At 69.9% G+C, this 14,573-nt stretch carries 14 protein-coding genes; 11 read left to right on the forward strand and 3 right to left on the reverse strand.

All coding sequences use genetic code 11. The annotated features are described in order from the left end of the window. Nucleotides 1–128: 128 nt before the first annotated feature. Both ACFW22_RS18870 and ACFW22_RS18875 read right to left on the reverse strand, forming a co-directional pair. The gene (locus ACFW22_RS18870; RefSeq protein ID WP_386405571.1) at nucleotides 129–1,319 is read right to left on the reverse strand and encodes an acyl-CoA dehydrogenase family protein; all 1,191 of its coding nucleotides are present in this window, start codon (nucleotides 1,317–1,319) and stop codon (nucleotides 129–131) included. A gap of 19 nt (nucleotides 1,320–1,338) precedes the next feature. Continuing rightward, nucleotides 1,339–2,526: an acyl-CoA dehydrogenase family protein gene (locus ACFW22_RS18875; RefSeq protein ID WP_386405574.1), complete on the reverse strand. Its 1,188-nt coding sequence runs from the start codon at nucleotides 2,524–2,526 to the stop codon at nucleotides 1,339–1,341. A 320-nt stretch (nucleotides 2,527–2,846) separates the two neighbouring features. Here ACFW22_RS18875 and ACFW22_RS18880 point away from each other — a divergent pair, with 320 nt between their 5' ends. The 10 genes from ACFW22_RS18880 to ACFW22_RS18925 all read left to right on the forward strand — a co-directional run bounded on the left by ACFW22_RS18880 (nucleotide 2,847) and on the right by ACFW22_RS18925 (nucleotide 12,855). After that, nucleotides 2,847–4,001: an isopropylmalate synthase gene (locus tag ACFW22_RS18880; protein ID WP_386405577.1), complete on the forward strand. Its 1,155-nt coding sequence runs from the start codon at nucleotides 2,847–2,849 to the stop codon at nucleotides 3,999–4,001. Nucleotides 4,002–4,089: 88 nt separating this feature from the next. Continuing rightward, nucleotides 4,090–4,275: a lysine biosynthesis protein LysW gene (locus tag ACFW22_RS18885; RefSeq protein ID WP_386405580.1), complete on the forward strand. Its 186-nt coding sequence runs from the start codon at nucleotides 4,090–4,092 to the stop codon at nucleotides 4,273–4,275. A gap of 1 nt (nucleotide 4,276) precedes the next feature. Continuing rightward, nucleotides 4,277–5,128 (forward strand): RimK family alpha-L-glutamate ligase, encoded by an 852-nt coding sequence (locus ACFW22_RS18890; RefSeq protein ID WP_386405583.1) that lies wholly within the window; start codon nucleotides 4,277–4,279, stop codon nucleotides 5,126–5,128. An 11-nt stretch (nucleotides 5,129–5,139) separates the two neighbouring features. Next, nucleotides 5,140–6,180: an N-acetyl-gamma-glutamyl-phosphate reductase gene (gene argC / locus ACFW22_RS18895; RefSeq protein ID WP_386405586.1), complete on the forward strand. Its 1,041-nt coding sequence runs from the start codon at nucleotides 5,140–5,142 to the stop codon at nucleotides 6,178–6,180. Next, nucleotides 6,177–7,007 (forward strand): acetylglutamate kinase, encoded by an 831-nt coding sequence (locus tag ACFW22_RS18900; protein WP_386405589.1) that lies wholly within the window; start codon nucleotides 6,177–6,179, stop codon nucleotides 7,005–7,007. Before argC ends, ACFW22_RS18900 begins: the two co-directional genes overlap by 4 nt. A 12-nt stretch (nucleotides 7,008–7,019) precedes the next feature. Then, nucleotides 7,020–7,583 (forward strand): type 1 glutamine amidotransferase, encoded by a 564-nt coding sequence (locus tag ACFW22_RS18905; protein ID WP_386405591.1) that lies wholly within the window; start codon nucleotides 7,020–7,022, stop codon nucleotides 7,581–7,583. A gap of 48 nt (nucleotides 7,584–7,631) precedes the next feature. Then, nucleotides 7,632–8,750 (forward strand): Glu/Leu/Phe/Val dehydrogenase dimerization domain-containing protein, encoded by a 1,119-nt coding sequence (locus ACFW22_RS18910; RefSeq protein WP_386405594.1) that lies wholly within the window; start codon nucleotides 7,632–7,634, stop codon nucleotides 8,748–8,750. Then, complete coding sequence (locus ACFW22_RS18915) at nucleotides 8,747–10,408, forward strand: AMP-binding protein (RefSeq protein ID WP_386405596.1); 1,662 nt, start codon at nucleotides 8,747–8,749, stop codon at nucleotides 10,406–10,408. The genes ACFW22_RS18910 and ACFW22_RS18915 overlap by 4 nt, the downstream gene beginning before the upstream one ends. 139 nt (nucleotides 10,409–10,547) lie before the next feature. After that, entirely contained in the window at nucleotides 10,548–11,837 is a 1,290-nt protein-coding gene (locus ACFW22_RS18920) for a pyridoxal phosphate-dependent aminotransferase (RefSeq protein WP_386405599.1), read from the forward strand. Nucleotides 11,838–11,919: 82 nt separating this feature from the next. Next, entirely contained in the window at nucleotides 11,920–12,855 is a 936-nt protein-coding gene (locus tag ACFW22_RS18925) for a fumarylacetoacetate (FAA) hydrolase (protein ID WP_386405748.1), read from the forward strand. Here the strand turns inward: ACFW22_RS18925 and ACFW22_RS18930 are convergent. Further along, nucleotides 12,798–13,211 (reverse strand): MerR family transcriptional regulator, encoded by a 414-nt coding sequence (locus ACFW22_RS18930; RefSeq protein WP_386405602.1) that lies wholly within the window; start codon nucleotides 13,209–13,211, stop codon nucleotides 12,798–12,800. The two genes, ACFW22_RS18925 and ACFW22_RS18930, sit on opposite strands and share 58 nt — an antisense overlap. A gap of 64 nt (nucleotides 13,212–13,275) precedes the next feature. Here ACFW22_RS18930 and ACFW22_RS18935 point away from each other — a divergent pair, with 64 nt between their 5' ends. Then, nucleotides 13,276–14,487, forward strand: coding sequence for an MFS transporter (locus tag ACFW22_RS18935; RefSeq protein WP_386405605.1), 1,212 nt, complete (start codon nucleotides 13,276–13,278; stop codon nucleotides 14,485–14,487). The last annotated feature ends 86 nt before the right edge of the window (nucleotides 14,488–14,573 follow it).

Consider the following 14,573-nt stretch of genomic DNA (forward strand, 5'->3'; position numbering starts at 1 on the left):
GGGCCCGGGGTTGGGGGGTTGGGTTGTTTTGTTGTGGGTTTCCCGTTTTTTGCCCTGGGGGGGGGGTGCGGTTTTTGGGGGGGGGGGGGCGCGCGGGGGGGGGGCGGGGGCCCGCCCCCCGGGAGGGGTCAAGCAGTCGGGACGCAGGTCGCGAGGCCGTCGAGGCTGACCGGGTCGTGGGTGAGTCCCGTGGAGGTGAGCCAGTCGAAGGGGCGGTAGACGGCGGGGCCGAGGCCGAGGCCTTCGGCGATCTGTTCGCGCAGGCGGTTGGTGGCGAACGCTCCGATGACGTTCATCTGGGCGTCGCGGTAGTGACGTTCGACCTCATGGCCCTGGGTGACGCCGGTGGCACCGTGTATCTGGACCGCGCGGGCGGCGACCTCGACCGACATTTCGGTGGCGTAGATCTTGAGCATGCCGATCAAGTCGCGGGCGGAGTTGCCGGCGATGCGTTCGGCGGCGCCACGGTGTGCGAGCAGGCGGGCGGCATCGATCTGGGCTCGTGAGTCGGCGAGTTGAGCGTGAACGCCTTCCATGTGAGCGAGCGGGCGGCCGAAGGAGACGCGCTGTTGAGCGTGGCGTATGGAGGCGGTGAGGGCGGATTCGGCAGTGGCGACGGCGGAGAGGGAAACCAGCAGCCAGCCCCAGGTCATTCCTTCGGCGAGTTCGGTGAAGGGAACGGGGATGACGTCGGCCTCGTCGATGTGGGCGTCGGTGTAGACGATGCCTCCCCACGGCATGCCGCGCAGGCCCATGTGGGGGATGTCGTAGCGGCGGACGCCGGGCTGGTTGAGGTCGACGAAGGCCAGGCACCACTCAGGGCCGTCGTCGTCGGCGGGCTTCTCCCGGCGGGCGAGGGTGACGGCCAGGTCGGCGTTGGGGGCGTTGGTGATGCGGGACTTCTCGCCGTTGATGGTGTAGCCGTCGCCGGCGGGGCGGACGGTGGTGCGGTAGGTTCCTGCGTCGCTTCCCGCGGCGGGCTCGACGATCGCGAAGGCGGCGAGGCTCTCGCCGGTGAGCAGCGGGCGGATCAGTCGGTGGTGGCGTTCGTCGCCGTACGTGGCGATGAGCTTGCCGCACAGCAGGGCGGAGACGGTGGCGGTCCAGTAGGTGCCGGAGCAGGCCCGGGCAAGGGCTTCCATGGCCAGGACCTGGGTGGTGGCGTCGGCGCCGGTGCCTCCGAGGTGCTCGGGGTGGAAGAGCCGCAGGTAGCCGCTGTTGATGAGTTCCTGCCAGTTCTCGGGCGGGATGGAGCCGGTGGCGTCGGTCTGGGCGGCGCGGGCGGCGATGCCGGGAAAGGCGTCGGAGTGCGTGTTCATGTCTGTGGTGGTCCTCATGTCAGCCGATTCCGAGGAGGGAAGCCGCGATGACGGGGCGCAGCACGTCGTTGCCGCCGCCGGTCGAGGCGAAGAACAAGGCGTCGCGGTAGGCGCGTTCGATGAACTGGTCGCCGGTGGCCGCGAGGGGGCCGACCAGGCGGGCTGCGCCCTCGGTGACGGTGCGGGCCGAGGCGGCGACGAACAGGCGGGCGGTGGCGGCGTCCTGTCGGGAGGGGCGGCCGCCCGCGTCGAACTGGGCGGCGGCGCGGTGCAGCAGGCCGGCGGCCAGTTCCCCGCGGGTGGCGATGTCGGCCAGCGCGAAGCGGGCTGACTGGGCGTGGGCGAGGGGGGCGCCGAAGAGTTTGCGGGTGACGGCGGCGGCCAGGGCGTCGCTGGTGAGGGCGCGCATGATGCCGAGCCAGGAGGCGGCGGAGAAGACCCAGTCGAGGGTGGCGAGGAGGGGTTCGATCTCGGTGGCCGCGGATCCGACGGTGCCGAGGACGGTTTCGGGGGGCACGAAGCAGCCGTCGAGGACGAGGTGTCCCCAGGGGCAGGTGTGCATGGCGATGGATTCGGTGCTGTTGACGCGTAGTCGAGGGGTGTCGCGGTCGATGACGAAGGCGGTGCGCGATCCGTCCTCGTGTTCGGCGATGAGGAGGAAGTGGTGTGCTTGGGGGCCGAGGGCGACCATGTCGACCTCGCCGTCGAGGATCCAGCCGCCCGGCCCGTCCGTGGCGGGCCGGGCGGTGATCGTGGGGGTGAATGCGGTGCCCTGTGTCTGCCGCAGGGACAGGGCGCCGAGCCACTCTCCCGTGGCCATGCGGGGCAGGTAGCGCTCGCGCTGGGCGGGGGTGCTGAAGGCGCGCAGGGGCACCGTCGCCAGGATGGCGTGGACCGTGACGGCGAGGGAGAGTCCGGGGTCGCGGGAGCCTTCGCCCAGTGCGTCGAGGACGGCGCAGGTCTGGGTGGCGGTCAGTCCGGTGCCGCCGTGGGCCTCCGGGACGAGGAGGCCGGCGAGTGCGGGGCCGGTGGGGGCGGAGAGTGCCGTGAAGAGGGTCTTGTCCCAGTGGCGGCGGCGGTCGCGGTCGGCGGTGCTGGGACGGACGAGGCGGTCGACGAGTTCGCGGGTCCGATCGGCCAGTTCTCGGGCCCGATCAGCCGATGACGAGACGCCATCGAGGTCGGCAGGGTTTTGCGGAGACACCATGGATTCCTATTCCCCTTTTCCGAAGAGGGTCGCCGTCGGTGGCGACGCCCCGCGTGCGAAACGGACTTCGAAAACATATCCGGTGAACCGAACGGTTCTTGTTTTCCTGACAGTACGGCGTGAGATTTCAGCGGGCATCACGCGTCATGACATGGCGATACATCCCTTGACAAGACTCTGACTTGGGATCTGTTGCCTCAGTGATGCCGTCTCTCACAGGATGTTCACCGGCTCGCCAAACCGCCCGGCTTTCGATTCGAGTTCAGCGGAGAGCCCTGGCCCGGAAACACAATCCCGGACCCTCATACGGAGGTAGTGCAATGGAAAGCGAAGACCTCGGTGTCGGCATTCCGCAAAGTCTGCCGTCGCTGTCCGACGCGACCCTGCGAGACTCCGCACACATGGCCGGCGTGGAATTCGGCCCACAGGACGCGGCGGTCATCGCCGACCTGTTGGTGAAGACCGGTGTCGACCTGGTCGAGGTGGGCATGGTCTCAGGCCCCGGTTCCAAGGACGCCGACTTGATCCTCGCCACGCACGAGGCCATCGGCCCCGAGCGCAGCATGACGCTCGTGGTGGTCCGCGACCGGCAGCAGGTCGCCACGGCCCTGGACGAGGCGGAGCGGCTCGGCGTGCGACACATCATGTACTCGATCCCCACCTCTGAGCAGCACGCCATGCTCAAGCTCGGCTCGCCCAGCGCCAAGTTCCTGGAGGCGCTGGCCCGCTCGGCGATCGCCCAGGCCAAGGAACGCGGCTTCCACGTCACCTTCAGTGGTGAGGACGGCGCCCGTACGCCCAAGGAGCGTCTGGTTCCCTATGTGGCCTCGGGTTTCGCAGCTGGGGCCGACCGGTTCCGGCTGGCGGAGACCGTTGCCTATCTGTCGCCCTGGCAGATGGAGGAGGTCATCGGTGATCTGACCTCGATCGACGGTTCCGAGATCGAGATCCACTCGCACAACATGCTGGGAATGGCGGTGGCCAATTCCCTGGCCGCGGTGCGCGCGGGCGCGCAGTGGATCTCGGCCACGGTCGGCGGCATCGGGGAGCGGGGCGGCAATGCGCCCCTGGCCGAGTTGTTGATGGCCCTGCGCGTGGTGCACGGGGACACCCGGTTCGACCTGACGCATCTGACCGAGCTGTCCCGGGTTGCGCTGCGCGGTGCCGGACTGGGTGAGGCGTTCCAGTCGGGCCCGACGTCACCGCACGCGTTCGCCTACGAACTGCCGGGGCAGCTGACCCATCCGGAGGCGTACGAGACGTTGCCGGCGGAGCTGGTCGGCAACAGCCGGGAGCTGCTGGTGCGCACCCGGTTGACGTCCGCGCTGGTGCGGTGGGCGCTGATGGACAGCGGTGTGTCCGTGGACGTGGAGTCGTTCACGGCGTGGTTGGTCGACCGGCAGGAGGCGACGGGCCGGCAGTTGCTCGACCGCGATGCGATCCGCAAGGCCGCGGTGGACTTCCAGTCCGTCTGATCGGTCGGCCCCGCACCACCCGCACGGCTTTCCACCCCCCTTTCCCTTCCCTTCTGTTCTGTCACCTGTGATTGAGGAGAGTCATCTGATGTCCACCGCCACCATGATCGGCGTCTGCCCCGAGTGCGAGACCGACCTCACCGTGCCGCCGGTCGTCCAGGGCGAGACGTTCTCGTGCCCGGAGTGCATGCTCACGCTCCGCGTCGAGGGCATCGAAGACGGCAAGCTGAGCCTGTCGATGGTCGAGGTGCAGCTGCGCGACTGGGGTCAGTGAGATGGCCCTGTCTGTCGCGATCGTCGCGGACCGCATCGCCTGGGAGGAACGGCAACTGATCCAGGCGGCGCCGGGGCTCGGCCTGGCGATCGAGTGGGTGAACGACGAGTCGCTGTGTCTGGGCCGTCCCGACTCCTCACGCCTGGACGGCTATGACGCGCTGCTGCTGCGCAGCCGCAGTTACTCCCGCGGCGGCCTGATCGCCACCCTGGCCGAGGAGGCCGGGCTGCCGGTGGTCAACTCCGCGCGGGCGATCAACGCCTGTGAGAACAAGGCCGTGTTGCGGACCATGCTGCGTTCGGCAGGAGTGCCGGTGGCGGAGTTCCGGCTGGTGCTGTCGCGGTCCGACTTCGCCATGGCGCTGGAGGAGTTCGAGCTGCCGCTGGTGCTGAAGCCGGTGTACGGCGGCATGGGCAAGCGGGTCACCCTGATCCGCGACGCCGATGTCGCGCAGTCGGTGTACGACTACGTCGAGGATCTCGGGCACGCCTTCGAGCAGGCCTGTCTGGTCGAGCCCTTCCTGGCCGGTGGCACTTCGGTGCGCTGTCTGGTGGTGGGCGACGAGCTGGTCGGGGTCGCGGAGTTCGCCAGCGGAGGCACCGACTGGCGGAACAATGCCGCGCTCGGCAACAGCAGCCGTGCCCTTGCCCGCGACCCCGACGTGGTGAAGATCGTCAACGGTGTGCTGGACGTCCTGGGCTCCGGGATCTACGGGGTCGACCTGTTCCGCACGGCCGAGGGCTTCGTCGTCAACGAGGTCAACCACGCGCCCGGTTTCCGGGCCGTTGCCCAGACGACCGGGGCGGATGTCCCCGCCGTCATCGGCGGATACCTTCAGGAGCTGCTCGCATGATCCGCGCAGGAGTGGTCGGCGCCTCCGGGCTGGCCGGCGGCGACCTCATCAGACTGCTCTCCCAGCACCCCGGGATGGAGCTGACCTTCCTGGGCGGCTCTTCGAACATCGGGCGGCGACCGGCCGACCTGCACCCGGGGCTGCGGTTCGACATGGGCCTGACGGTGCAGCCGGTCACCGAAGAGGTCGCCGACCTCGTCGACGTGCTGTTCCTGGCGACGCCGGCGCCGGTCTCCGCGGAGCTGGCCGCGCTGCTGGCCGACCGGATACCGGCGGTCATCGACCTCAGCGGCGCGTTTCGGATCCGTACCCCCGAGCTTCACGACCGCTGGTATCCGAAGGTGAAGCGGCGGACCGATCTCGTGGACCGGTTCGTCTACGGGGTGCCCGAGTTGGTCGGCGAGCAGTTTTCGGACGCCGCGCTGATCTCGCTGCCGGGCTGCTACGCCACGGCGATGACGCTGTCCTTGGCTCCGCTGACGTTGGGGTTGGGGCTGGAGTTGAAGACCGTGGTGGTGGACGGCAAGAGCGGTTCGAGCGGTGGTGGTCTGTCTCTGCGCACCACGGACTTGCATCCGCTGCGCAACGGTGCGATCGCCCCGTACTCGCCGACGGGTCATCGGCACGCCGGTGAGGTGAGCGACTTCCTCGAGCGCGGCAAGCCGGGCTCGATCGGGTCGCTGTCGATGTCGGCGTACGGCGTTTCGCATGTGCGCGGGTTGATGACGAGCAGTTACGTGTTCACCGACGAGCAGGTCGACCAGCGCGAGCTGCAGCGCGCCTACACCCGCTTCTACAAGGGCAAGCAGTTCGTTCGGGTGCGGCGGCACGACGAGACGCTGATCCCGGTGCCCGATCCGCAGGCGGTGCTGGGTTCCAACTTCTGCGATGTGACGGTGTTGCACGACGAGGAGGGTGGCCGCGTCGTTGCCCTCGCCGCCCTGGACAACCTGGTCAAGGGGGCTGCGGGGCAGGCCGTTCAGGCCGCGAACCTGCGGTTCGCGCTGCGCGAGGAGGAGGGGCTGACGATGCAACCGGTGATGCCGGCGTGAGCGGGGCCGAGAACGTGGCACCGGGTGTGCCGGAGGAGATCGCCGCGGCCCCCGTCGTGGTCAAGTTGGGCGGCAGTTGTCTGGACGATCTGGCCGAGCCGTGGTGGGACGACCTGGCGGAGCTGGGGCGACGCCATCCGCTGGTGCTGGTGCACGGCTGGTCCAAGCCGCTGAAGCGGCTCAGCCCCCGCTACAGCGAGCCTTCGGCGATCCTGCGCGACCGGTACGGCAACCAGAGCCGGTGGACCACGCCCGAGGTGATCGCGGACATCAAGACGGTCAGTGCCGTGATGGCCGAGGACGTGCTGGGCCGGCTGGAGTCGCGCGGGATCGTCGCCGAGCGGCTGCTGGGCAGCGACGGCCTCGTGCAGGCCGGTGAGGGCGAGCGCTGGTGGTGGCAGGGCAAGCAGTTGGTGGAGTTGGAGAACCTGGTGGGTCCGATCACCGGGGTCGATCCTCACGCGCTGAAGAACCTGCAGCCGGGGCACGCCTACCTGGTCACTCCGTTGGCACGCAACGAGGCGGGCAAGGAGGTCAACACCGATGCCGACCGGGCGGCTGCGGCCGTCGCCGGCTCGATCGGCGCGAGGGACTTGGTGCTGGTCACCGATGTGGCGCATCTGCTGATCGACGGCGAGCCGGTCTCCCGGATCGGTTCCGAGGCCGCCGCGGCCTTTCGTGACAAGGGCGCCACCGGCGGCATGCGCAAGAAGCTACGGGCCGCGGGCGAGGGTCTGGAGCGGGGCGTGGAGCGGGTCGTCATCGGCAGCGCGCCCGTCACCGATCTGCTGGCCGGCCGCACCGGCACCGTCATCACACGATTCTGAGGAGCACCGAACGTGGCTCAATCCCGTGTGCTAGTGGTCAACAACGGAACGCTGTCGCTGAAGCAGCTGCGCGGCCGGTTCGAGGAGTTGGGGTCGGCCACCGACGTGGTCGACGCCGCCTCGGTGCCGGCCCGGCTGGACGGCCGTCACCAGGCCGTCGTGCTGAGCGGCACGAAGGTACGGGCGTATGACACGGAGTTCTACAAGCCGCTGATCGATCTGGTCATGACGTCGAAGGTCCCGGTGTTCGGGATCTGCGGCGGCATGCAGATCATCGCGGTCTCGCAGGGCGGTCGGCTGGCCGAGGGCCCGCAGCGCGTCGGCGGTTACGACGTGGAGGTGGACACGGAGGAACCGCTGTTCACCCATGTGAAGCCGACGGTGACGGTCTTCCACCGGCACACCCTCTATCTGCAGGAGGCTCCGGCGGGCTTCCGCTCCATCGGCCGCTCCGAGCACGCTCCGGTGGAGTTCCTGCGCTCGGACGACGGCCGGATCCACGGCGCCCAGGCGCACGTGGAGTTCCGCAGTGACGGCCGGGAGATCCTGCGGGGTTTCGCCGAGCTGTACCGGTGACCGGCGCACCCGATTTTCCAATCTCTTCCCCACGCGAAGGACTTGGCAATGAGTGATCTGGACCAGACGCAGGACCCGGCCTTCACGGTCCATCTGAACGGCAGCGGCGGCGCCCTCAAGGGCTGGGTCGTCGTCGACTCCCTCTACGACGGCCTGGCCATGGGCGGTACCCGGATGACCCCGGGGGTCACCGAGGCGGAAGTCGCGGGGCTGGCGCGTGACATGACCCACAAGTTCACCCTGGCCGGGCTGCCGATCGGCGGCGCGAAGGCCGGCATCGTTGCGGACGGTGCGGACCGCGAGGAGACGTTTCGGACCTTCGGCCGGACGGTCAAGCCGCTGTTGCACGGTGGCATCCACCTGGGCATCGACATGGGGGTCACTCCGGCCGACCGGGCGGTCTTCTTCGACGAGGCCGGCTACGACCCGCGGTTCCGGCTCGGCGCGCCGGACATGCCGATCGATTGGCGTACGTACTACGAGCCCCTGATCGACTGTACCGGGCACGGGGTCGGGGTGGCTGCGGTGACCGCCCTGGAGGCCTCCGGGCGGTCGAAGTCGGCGCGAGTCGTCGTGCAGGGCTTCGGCGCGGTGGGCCGCGCGGTGGCCCAGTTCCTGGAGGAGCGCGGGCACGTGATCGTCGGTGTCGCCGACATCGACGGCACGATCAGCGCGGATCGGCTTCCGGTGGACGACCTGATCGCCATCACCGACGAGTTCGGGCGGATGGACCGCTCGAGGCTGCCGGCCGGGGTCCGTGTGTCGGACGGCGCCGACGCCTGGTTGGAGGTCGACGCCGACCTGCTGATCCTCGCCGCGCAGAAGCACGCGCTCAACGCGGAGAACGCGCACCGGCTGCGGGCGCCGCTGGTCGTCGAGGGAGGCAACCTCAGCTCCAGCGACGAGGCCAAGGAGAAGGTGCGGGCCTCCGGCGGCACGCTGGTGCCGGGCGTCATCGCCAATATCGGCGGCGCCGCGTCGGCGGCACTGGCCGTCACCCGGGTGGTGCCGTTCGAGCTGGCGGCCGAGGCGCGCAAGACGTGGGTGTTCGACTGGGTGGGCGATCGGGTTCGGCTCAACACCCGGGCGCTTTTGGAGATCGCCGAGGCCGGGGCGGGCGACCCGCTGCCCGAACTCCTCGCGGCGCGCCGCGCAGATCGCCGATGACGGCCACGACCATGGTCACCTCCTCCCGCAACAGTGCCGAGGCCGCGGACTGGATGGCGGAGTACCGGCGGCGGGGCTGGTGGCGAGACGAGACCTTCCTCGACGACCTGCGCCGGCAGGCCCGGGAGCGGCCGCGCAAGCTGGCCGTCGCCGGACGCCGACTGGACGAGGCGCGTACGGACACCCTGGACTATGCGGAGCTGTCCCGGCTGACCGACCGCTTCGCCGGGGCGTTGCTGGAGCTGGGCGTCCGGCGCGGTGACGTGGTGGCCGTGCAACTGCCGAACCGGTGGGAGATGGTGCCGCTGATGTTCGCGTGCATGGCGGTGGGTGCCGTGATCTGTCCCATCGCGCCGGTGTGCCAGGAGGAGGAGTTGCGGCACCGGCTGGCCCTCACCGAGGCCCGGGTGATCGTGACGGTTCCCGAGTGGGAGGGCTACCCGTTGGCGAAGGCCGCCTCCGCGCTGCGGCAGGAGCTTCCGCTGGAGCACGTGGTGGTGGTCGGGGGGCATGCGACCGAAGGCGCGGTCGACTTCCACGACCATTTCGTCCAGGTGCACTGGGAGCGTCAGCGGGCGGCTGATCTGGAGGGGCGTCAGCTCCGGCCGGACGAGCCGTTCGTGGTGCTGTTCACCTCGGGCACGACCGGTTTCTCCAAGGGGGTCGTGCACAGTCAGAACACGGTCCACTCGGGTGTGCGCGGCTACGTCGACACCTTCTTGCTGCGTGACGACCTGGTGGCCGCGGTCACCACCCCGCTGGTGCACTACTCGGGCTTCGGTCAGGGCGTGCTCGCCGGGGTGATGCTGGGCGGGACGATCGCGTTCCAGGACGGCCCGGACCACGCGGGCCTGCTGGATCTGGTGGAACGCTACGGTGCGACGCTGTTGTACGGGCCGCCGCCGACGTTGTCCGGCGTGGCGCAGGCGCAGCGGATCGATCCGCACGACGTGTCGAGCCTGCGGCATACGGTCACGGGTGCGGCGCCGGTGCTCCAGTCGCTGGTGGACGAGTTGCGGGAGACGTTCGGGGCGCGCACGTACTCGGTGTGGGGCATGTCGGAGTTCGGCCCGGTCACCATCAGTCGGCTGGACTACAACCAGGACTGGGCGGCGCACAGTCACGGTCGGCCGATCGATTCCATGGAGATCCGGATCGATCTGTGCCACGACCCGTCGAAGCGGGCTGCCGTGGGCCGGCTGCGGGTGCGTGGTGCGTCGCAGGCGCTGGGCTACTTCAAGCAGCAGGAGGCCTTCGATTCGGAGCTGACGTCGGACGGTTGGTTCGACACCGGGGACGTGGCACGGGAGGACGGGCGCGGTGGCATCCGGATCCTGGGGCGCGCGAAGGACACGATCTTGCGTGACGGGATCGTCGTGCCGATGGCGGAGCTGGAGGCGATCATCTCTCGGCACCCGAAGGTGACGGAGGCGACGCTGCTGGGTCCGAACGGGCAGGTGGACGATCCGATCCTGGCGGTCGTCGTGCCGCGGGGCGGGGCTCGTCCCACCTTGCGGGAGGTTCGGGAGCATCTGCGCCGGGAGGGGCAGGACGCCCGGTTCTACCCGGAGCGGCTGGAGGTCGTGGACGCGCTGCCCAAGACGCTGACCGGCAAGGTCCGCAAGGTCGAGTTGCGGACGTTGTACGCGGGCGGGTGACGTCCTCGTCGACAGCCACCGGGGGGTGTCCTTCCCCCTGCCACCCCCCGGTTTCCCCCCTTCTTCGTCCTCTTCCGTTCTCGTCGTTTTCCGTTTCCGCCCGTGTCGTGCGGGTGGTGTCCGCAGGAGGCCTGGAGCCATGACTTCGTCCGTGCCGGTGACCATGTCGGCGACCCTGGCCGCCGACCAGGAGCTGGAGCGCCGCCGGCAGGCGGGTGAACGGGTGTTGTTCCTCGCCAGTGGTGAGATCGGCCTCCCGGTGCTCGGGATGCTGCGGGAACGGCTGGCGGAGGCGGCGGACCGCAATGCCTATGGTCCGGTGACGGGGTCGGCGGAGTTGCGGTCGGCGGCTGCCGGGTACTGGAGTCGGCGCGGTCTGGACACCGATCCGGACGACGTGGTCTGCGGACCGGGTAGCAAACCGCTGCTGTTCGCGCTGCTGCTCGCGGTGGGCGGTACGGACGTGGTGGTTCCGGCGCCGAGCTGGGTGAGTTACGGCGCTCAGGCCCGGCTGGCCGGAGCCCGGCCGCTGCCGGTTCCCATCCGGCCGGGTGAGGGCGGGGTGCCCGATCCGGATGCGCTGCGCGAGGCCGTCGTGTCGGCCCGCGCGGCCGGCCGTGATCCGCGGTGCGTGGTCGTGACCGTGCCGGACAACCCGACGGGCACCGTCGCGTCGCCGGAGACGGTGCGTCGGCTGGCGGCGGTGGCGAGGGATCTGGACCTGGTCGTGATCTCCGACGAGATCTACTGCGATCTGGTGTTCGATCCGGAGCGTCCGGCGGTCTCCCCCGCGGTGTTCGCCCCGGAGCGCACCGTGGTGACCACCGGGCTGACGAAGAACCTGGCGCTGGGCGGCTGGCGGATCGGCGTGGCCCGGCTGCCGTCCGGCCTGCTGGGCGGCGGCTTGCGCGAGCGTCTCGTGGGCGTCGCCAGCCAGGTCTGGTCGAGCACGGCGGCGCCCGTGCAGGCAGCCGCGGCCAGCGCCCTCAGGGAGCCGCCTGAGGTGGTCGCGCACATGGCCGCCGCCCGGCGTCTGCACGAGAAGGTGGTGCGGGAGGTGGCGGGTTCGTTCACGGCCACGGGCGTGCGGCTCGCCCCGGTGCGGGCCACCTGTTACCTGTATCCCGACTTCGAGCCCTTGGGGGAGGGGCTCAGCCGTGTCCACGGGATCGGTGGGGGCGACGGGCTGGCCGCGCTGTTCACCGACCGGTACGGGGTCGGTGTGCTGTCGGGCACCGCGTTCGGTGAGCCCGGTGGGTCCTGGCGGATCCGGGTCGCGACCAGCCGGTTGTACGGCGACACCGATGCCGAGCGGTGGGCGGCGCTTTCCGCGCCCGACCCCTTGTCACTGCCCTGGATCAGGGCGTCCCTCGACCGGGTCTCGGAGGTCCTGGCGGATCTGACCGCGGCCTTCGGGGGCCGTCCCTGAGCGGGTTTTCCACCGTCGCCGCGCCGGTGCTCCGGCCGGGCGGCGGATTGTCTTCCAACGACCTTGAGGAGGTCGCTCCGTGATGTCGGTTCTCTTCGAATGCGAGTACCGCGGACAGCGTTACGCAGGCCTGGGGCTTCCGGTGCCGACCGAGCCGCTCACCCTGTACCCGGTGTCCGACGGGCAGGTGCGCCGGGCCGTCCTGGCCGGTGGTGGCACCGAGGCGCTGCTGGACTCGGTGGTCTCGGGTGGTGCTCCGGTCACGGTCGCCTATGGCGACCCGGAGGTGCGCTACCTTCCGCCGCTGCTGCCCCAGGCGTCCGGGAACAGCCTGATCACCGGGTTCATGGGGACCCACCGCTCGAAGTTCCCCCACCCGCCGGCACCCGACGAGGAGTTCAACGCCCCAAACTGGCTGATCAAGGGGTTCGGTGCATGGCTGGAGACGAACGGCGAGCCGCTGACGGTGCCGGCGTCCGCGGTCGCGCTGCTGGAGGAGCCGGAGGTCGGTCTCGTCTTCGTCAACGACGAACAGGGCGATCCGCACTACGCGGGGTACACCTTCGCCAACGACCTCAACGACATCGGGCTGCATCTGAAGAACCCCTGGGGCTGGACCCCGTACGCCAAGCTCTGCGACACGTCCATGACGCCGTGGCTGTTCCTGGGCGAGCCGCCGCAGTCCGTGACGGGGCAGATCGTCATCGAGCGCGAGGGCACCGCGGCGTGGAAGGGCGACTTCACCTGCGGTGCGGACGCGATCTTCCAGCGGGTGCCGGACATGGTGGACCACCTGTTCTCCTACCCCGGCATGCGCCGGCCGGAGTTGGTGAACTACCTGCTGCTGGGTTCGGACAAGGCCAGTTTCCACGCCGGGTTCCGCATCGCGGACGGCGACCGGATCACCTTCGACATCGCGAGCCACGGCGTGGAGCTGTCGAACGAGGTCGTGTACGCCCCTCAGACGAGTACGGCGGCCTCGACGGGCTTCACCGCCTGGGGCCGGGCCGCGTCCTGAGCCTTCCGGACCGCGTCCAAGTAGTCGGCGATGGCGTCACGGTTGCGCTCGAGGCAGCGAATGCGGTCGGTCATCCGGTCGCGTTCGCGCTCCAGGGTCGCGATGGTCTCGTCGGTGGCTCCTGAGATGCGGGTGGCGCGCGGGGTGTCCATGCACGGCAGGATCTGCTTGATGATCCGGGTCGGCAGCCCCGCGTCGAGCAGCCCGCGCACCTGGAGCACCCGGTCGACGCAGGACTCGGCGTAGTCCCGGTAACCGTTGGGAGACCGGCTGGAGCTGAGCAGCCCCTGCTCCTCGTAGTAGCGCAGCAAGCGACGAGACGTGCCGGTGCGCTCCGCCAGCTCTCCGATCAGCATGTGACCCACACCACTCCCCATCACCTTGACCTTCACATCAATGTAAGGGTTTGAGCATACAGTCATGACCACATCCCAGACCGAGTCTCCCGCATCCACATCCCCCAACGAGGACACGGGCCAGAAGCTTCCCTGGTCCCCCCTCCTGGCCCTGGGTACGGCCGCGTTCATGGGCATCCTCACCGAAGCCCTGCCCGCCGGCGTCCTGCCCGAGATGGCCCGGGACCTGTCCGTCAGCCAGTCGGCGGCGGGCCAGTCGCTGACCATCTACGCCATCGCGACCGGTGTCGCGGCGATCCCCCTGTCCGTGGCCACGTCGGCATGGCGGCGCAAGCAGCTGCTGCTGCTCGCCGTGGTGACCTTCGCCGTCGCCAACATCGTCACCGCGATGTCCTCCAGCTACCCCCTGACCATGACGTTCCGACTGCTGGCCGGCGTGGCGGCTGCGGCCGTCTGGGCCGAACTGGTCGGGTACGCGCGCCGGCTGGCGCCGCCTCACCTGCAGGGGCGGGCCATCGCCATCACCATGGCGGGCATCCCCCTGGCCCTTTCCCTGGGCATCCCGGTCGGCACCTTCCTCGGTGGACTGTTCGGCTGGCGACTGACCTTCGGCCTGGTGGCGCTGATCTCCGTCCTGCTGCTCGTGTGGATCGGCGTATCGGTGCCCGACGCCCCGGGGCAGAAGGCGGGGCAGCGGGAGCCGATCCTGAAGGCCCTCAAGCTGCCCGGCGTCGTGGCCGTGCTGTTCGTGGTGGCCGCCTACGTGCTGGCCCACAACATCCTCTACACCTACATCGCCACGTTCCTCGACGAGTACGACATGGGCGGCCAGCGCGACATCGTGCTGCTGGTGTTCGGCATCGCGTCCATGGTGAGCATCTTCGTCACGGGTGCGATGGTCGACCGCAAGCTGCGGCAGCTGACGGTGGGCTCCACGGCACTGTTCATCGTCGCCTCGGTGATGCTGGCACTGGCCGCCGAGAGCGACACCGTGGTGTACACGGCGATGATCCTGTGGGGTCTGGGCTGGGGCGGGGTGGCCACCCTGCTGCAGACCGCCGTCACGGACGCGGGTGGCAGCCGGGGCCAGGCCCTGCTGGTGACCACCTGGAACTCGTTCATGGCCGGCGGAGGCGCGGTAGGCGGCATCCTGCTCGACGGCATGGGCCCCACGTCCTTCCCGTGGAGCGTGCTGCTCCTCCTGGTGCCGGTGCTCCTGGTCGTCGTCGCCTCCCGTCGGCACGGCTTCCCCGCGAAGCGCCCGGGTGCGGCCTGAACCACCCGCGGGACACGCACACACGCGGCCTCCGGGCGACCAGGTGCCTCGCGCACCCGTCGCCCGGGGGCCGTCGCCTTGCCCCT

Origin of the sequence: Streptomyces sp. NPDC058872 (genome assembly GCF_042743065.1) — a bacterium.
In the GTDB taxonomy this organism is placed as follows: Bacteria; Actinomycetota; Actinomycetes; order Streptomycetales; family Streptomycetaceae; genus Streptomyces.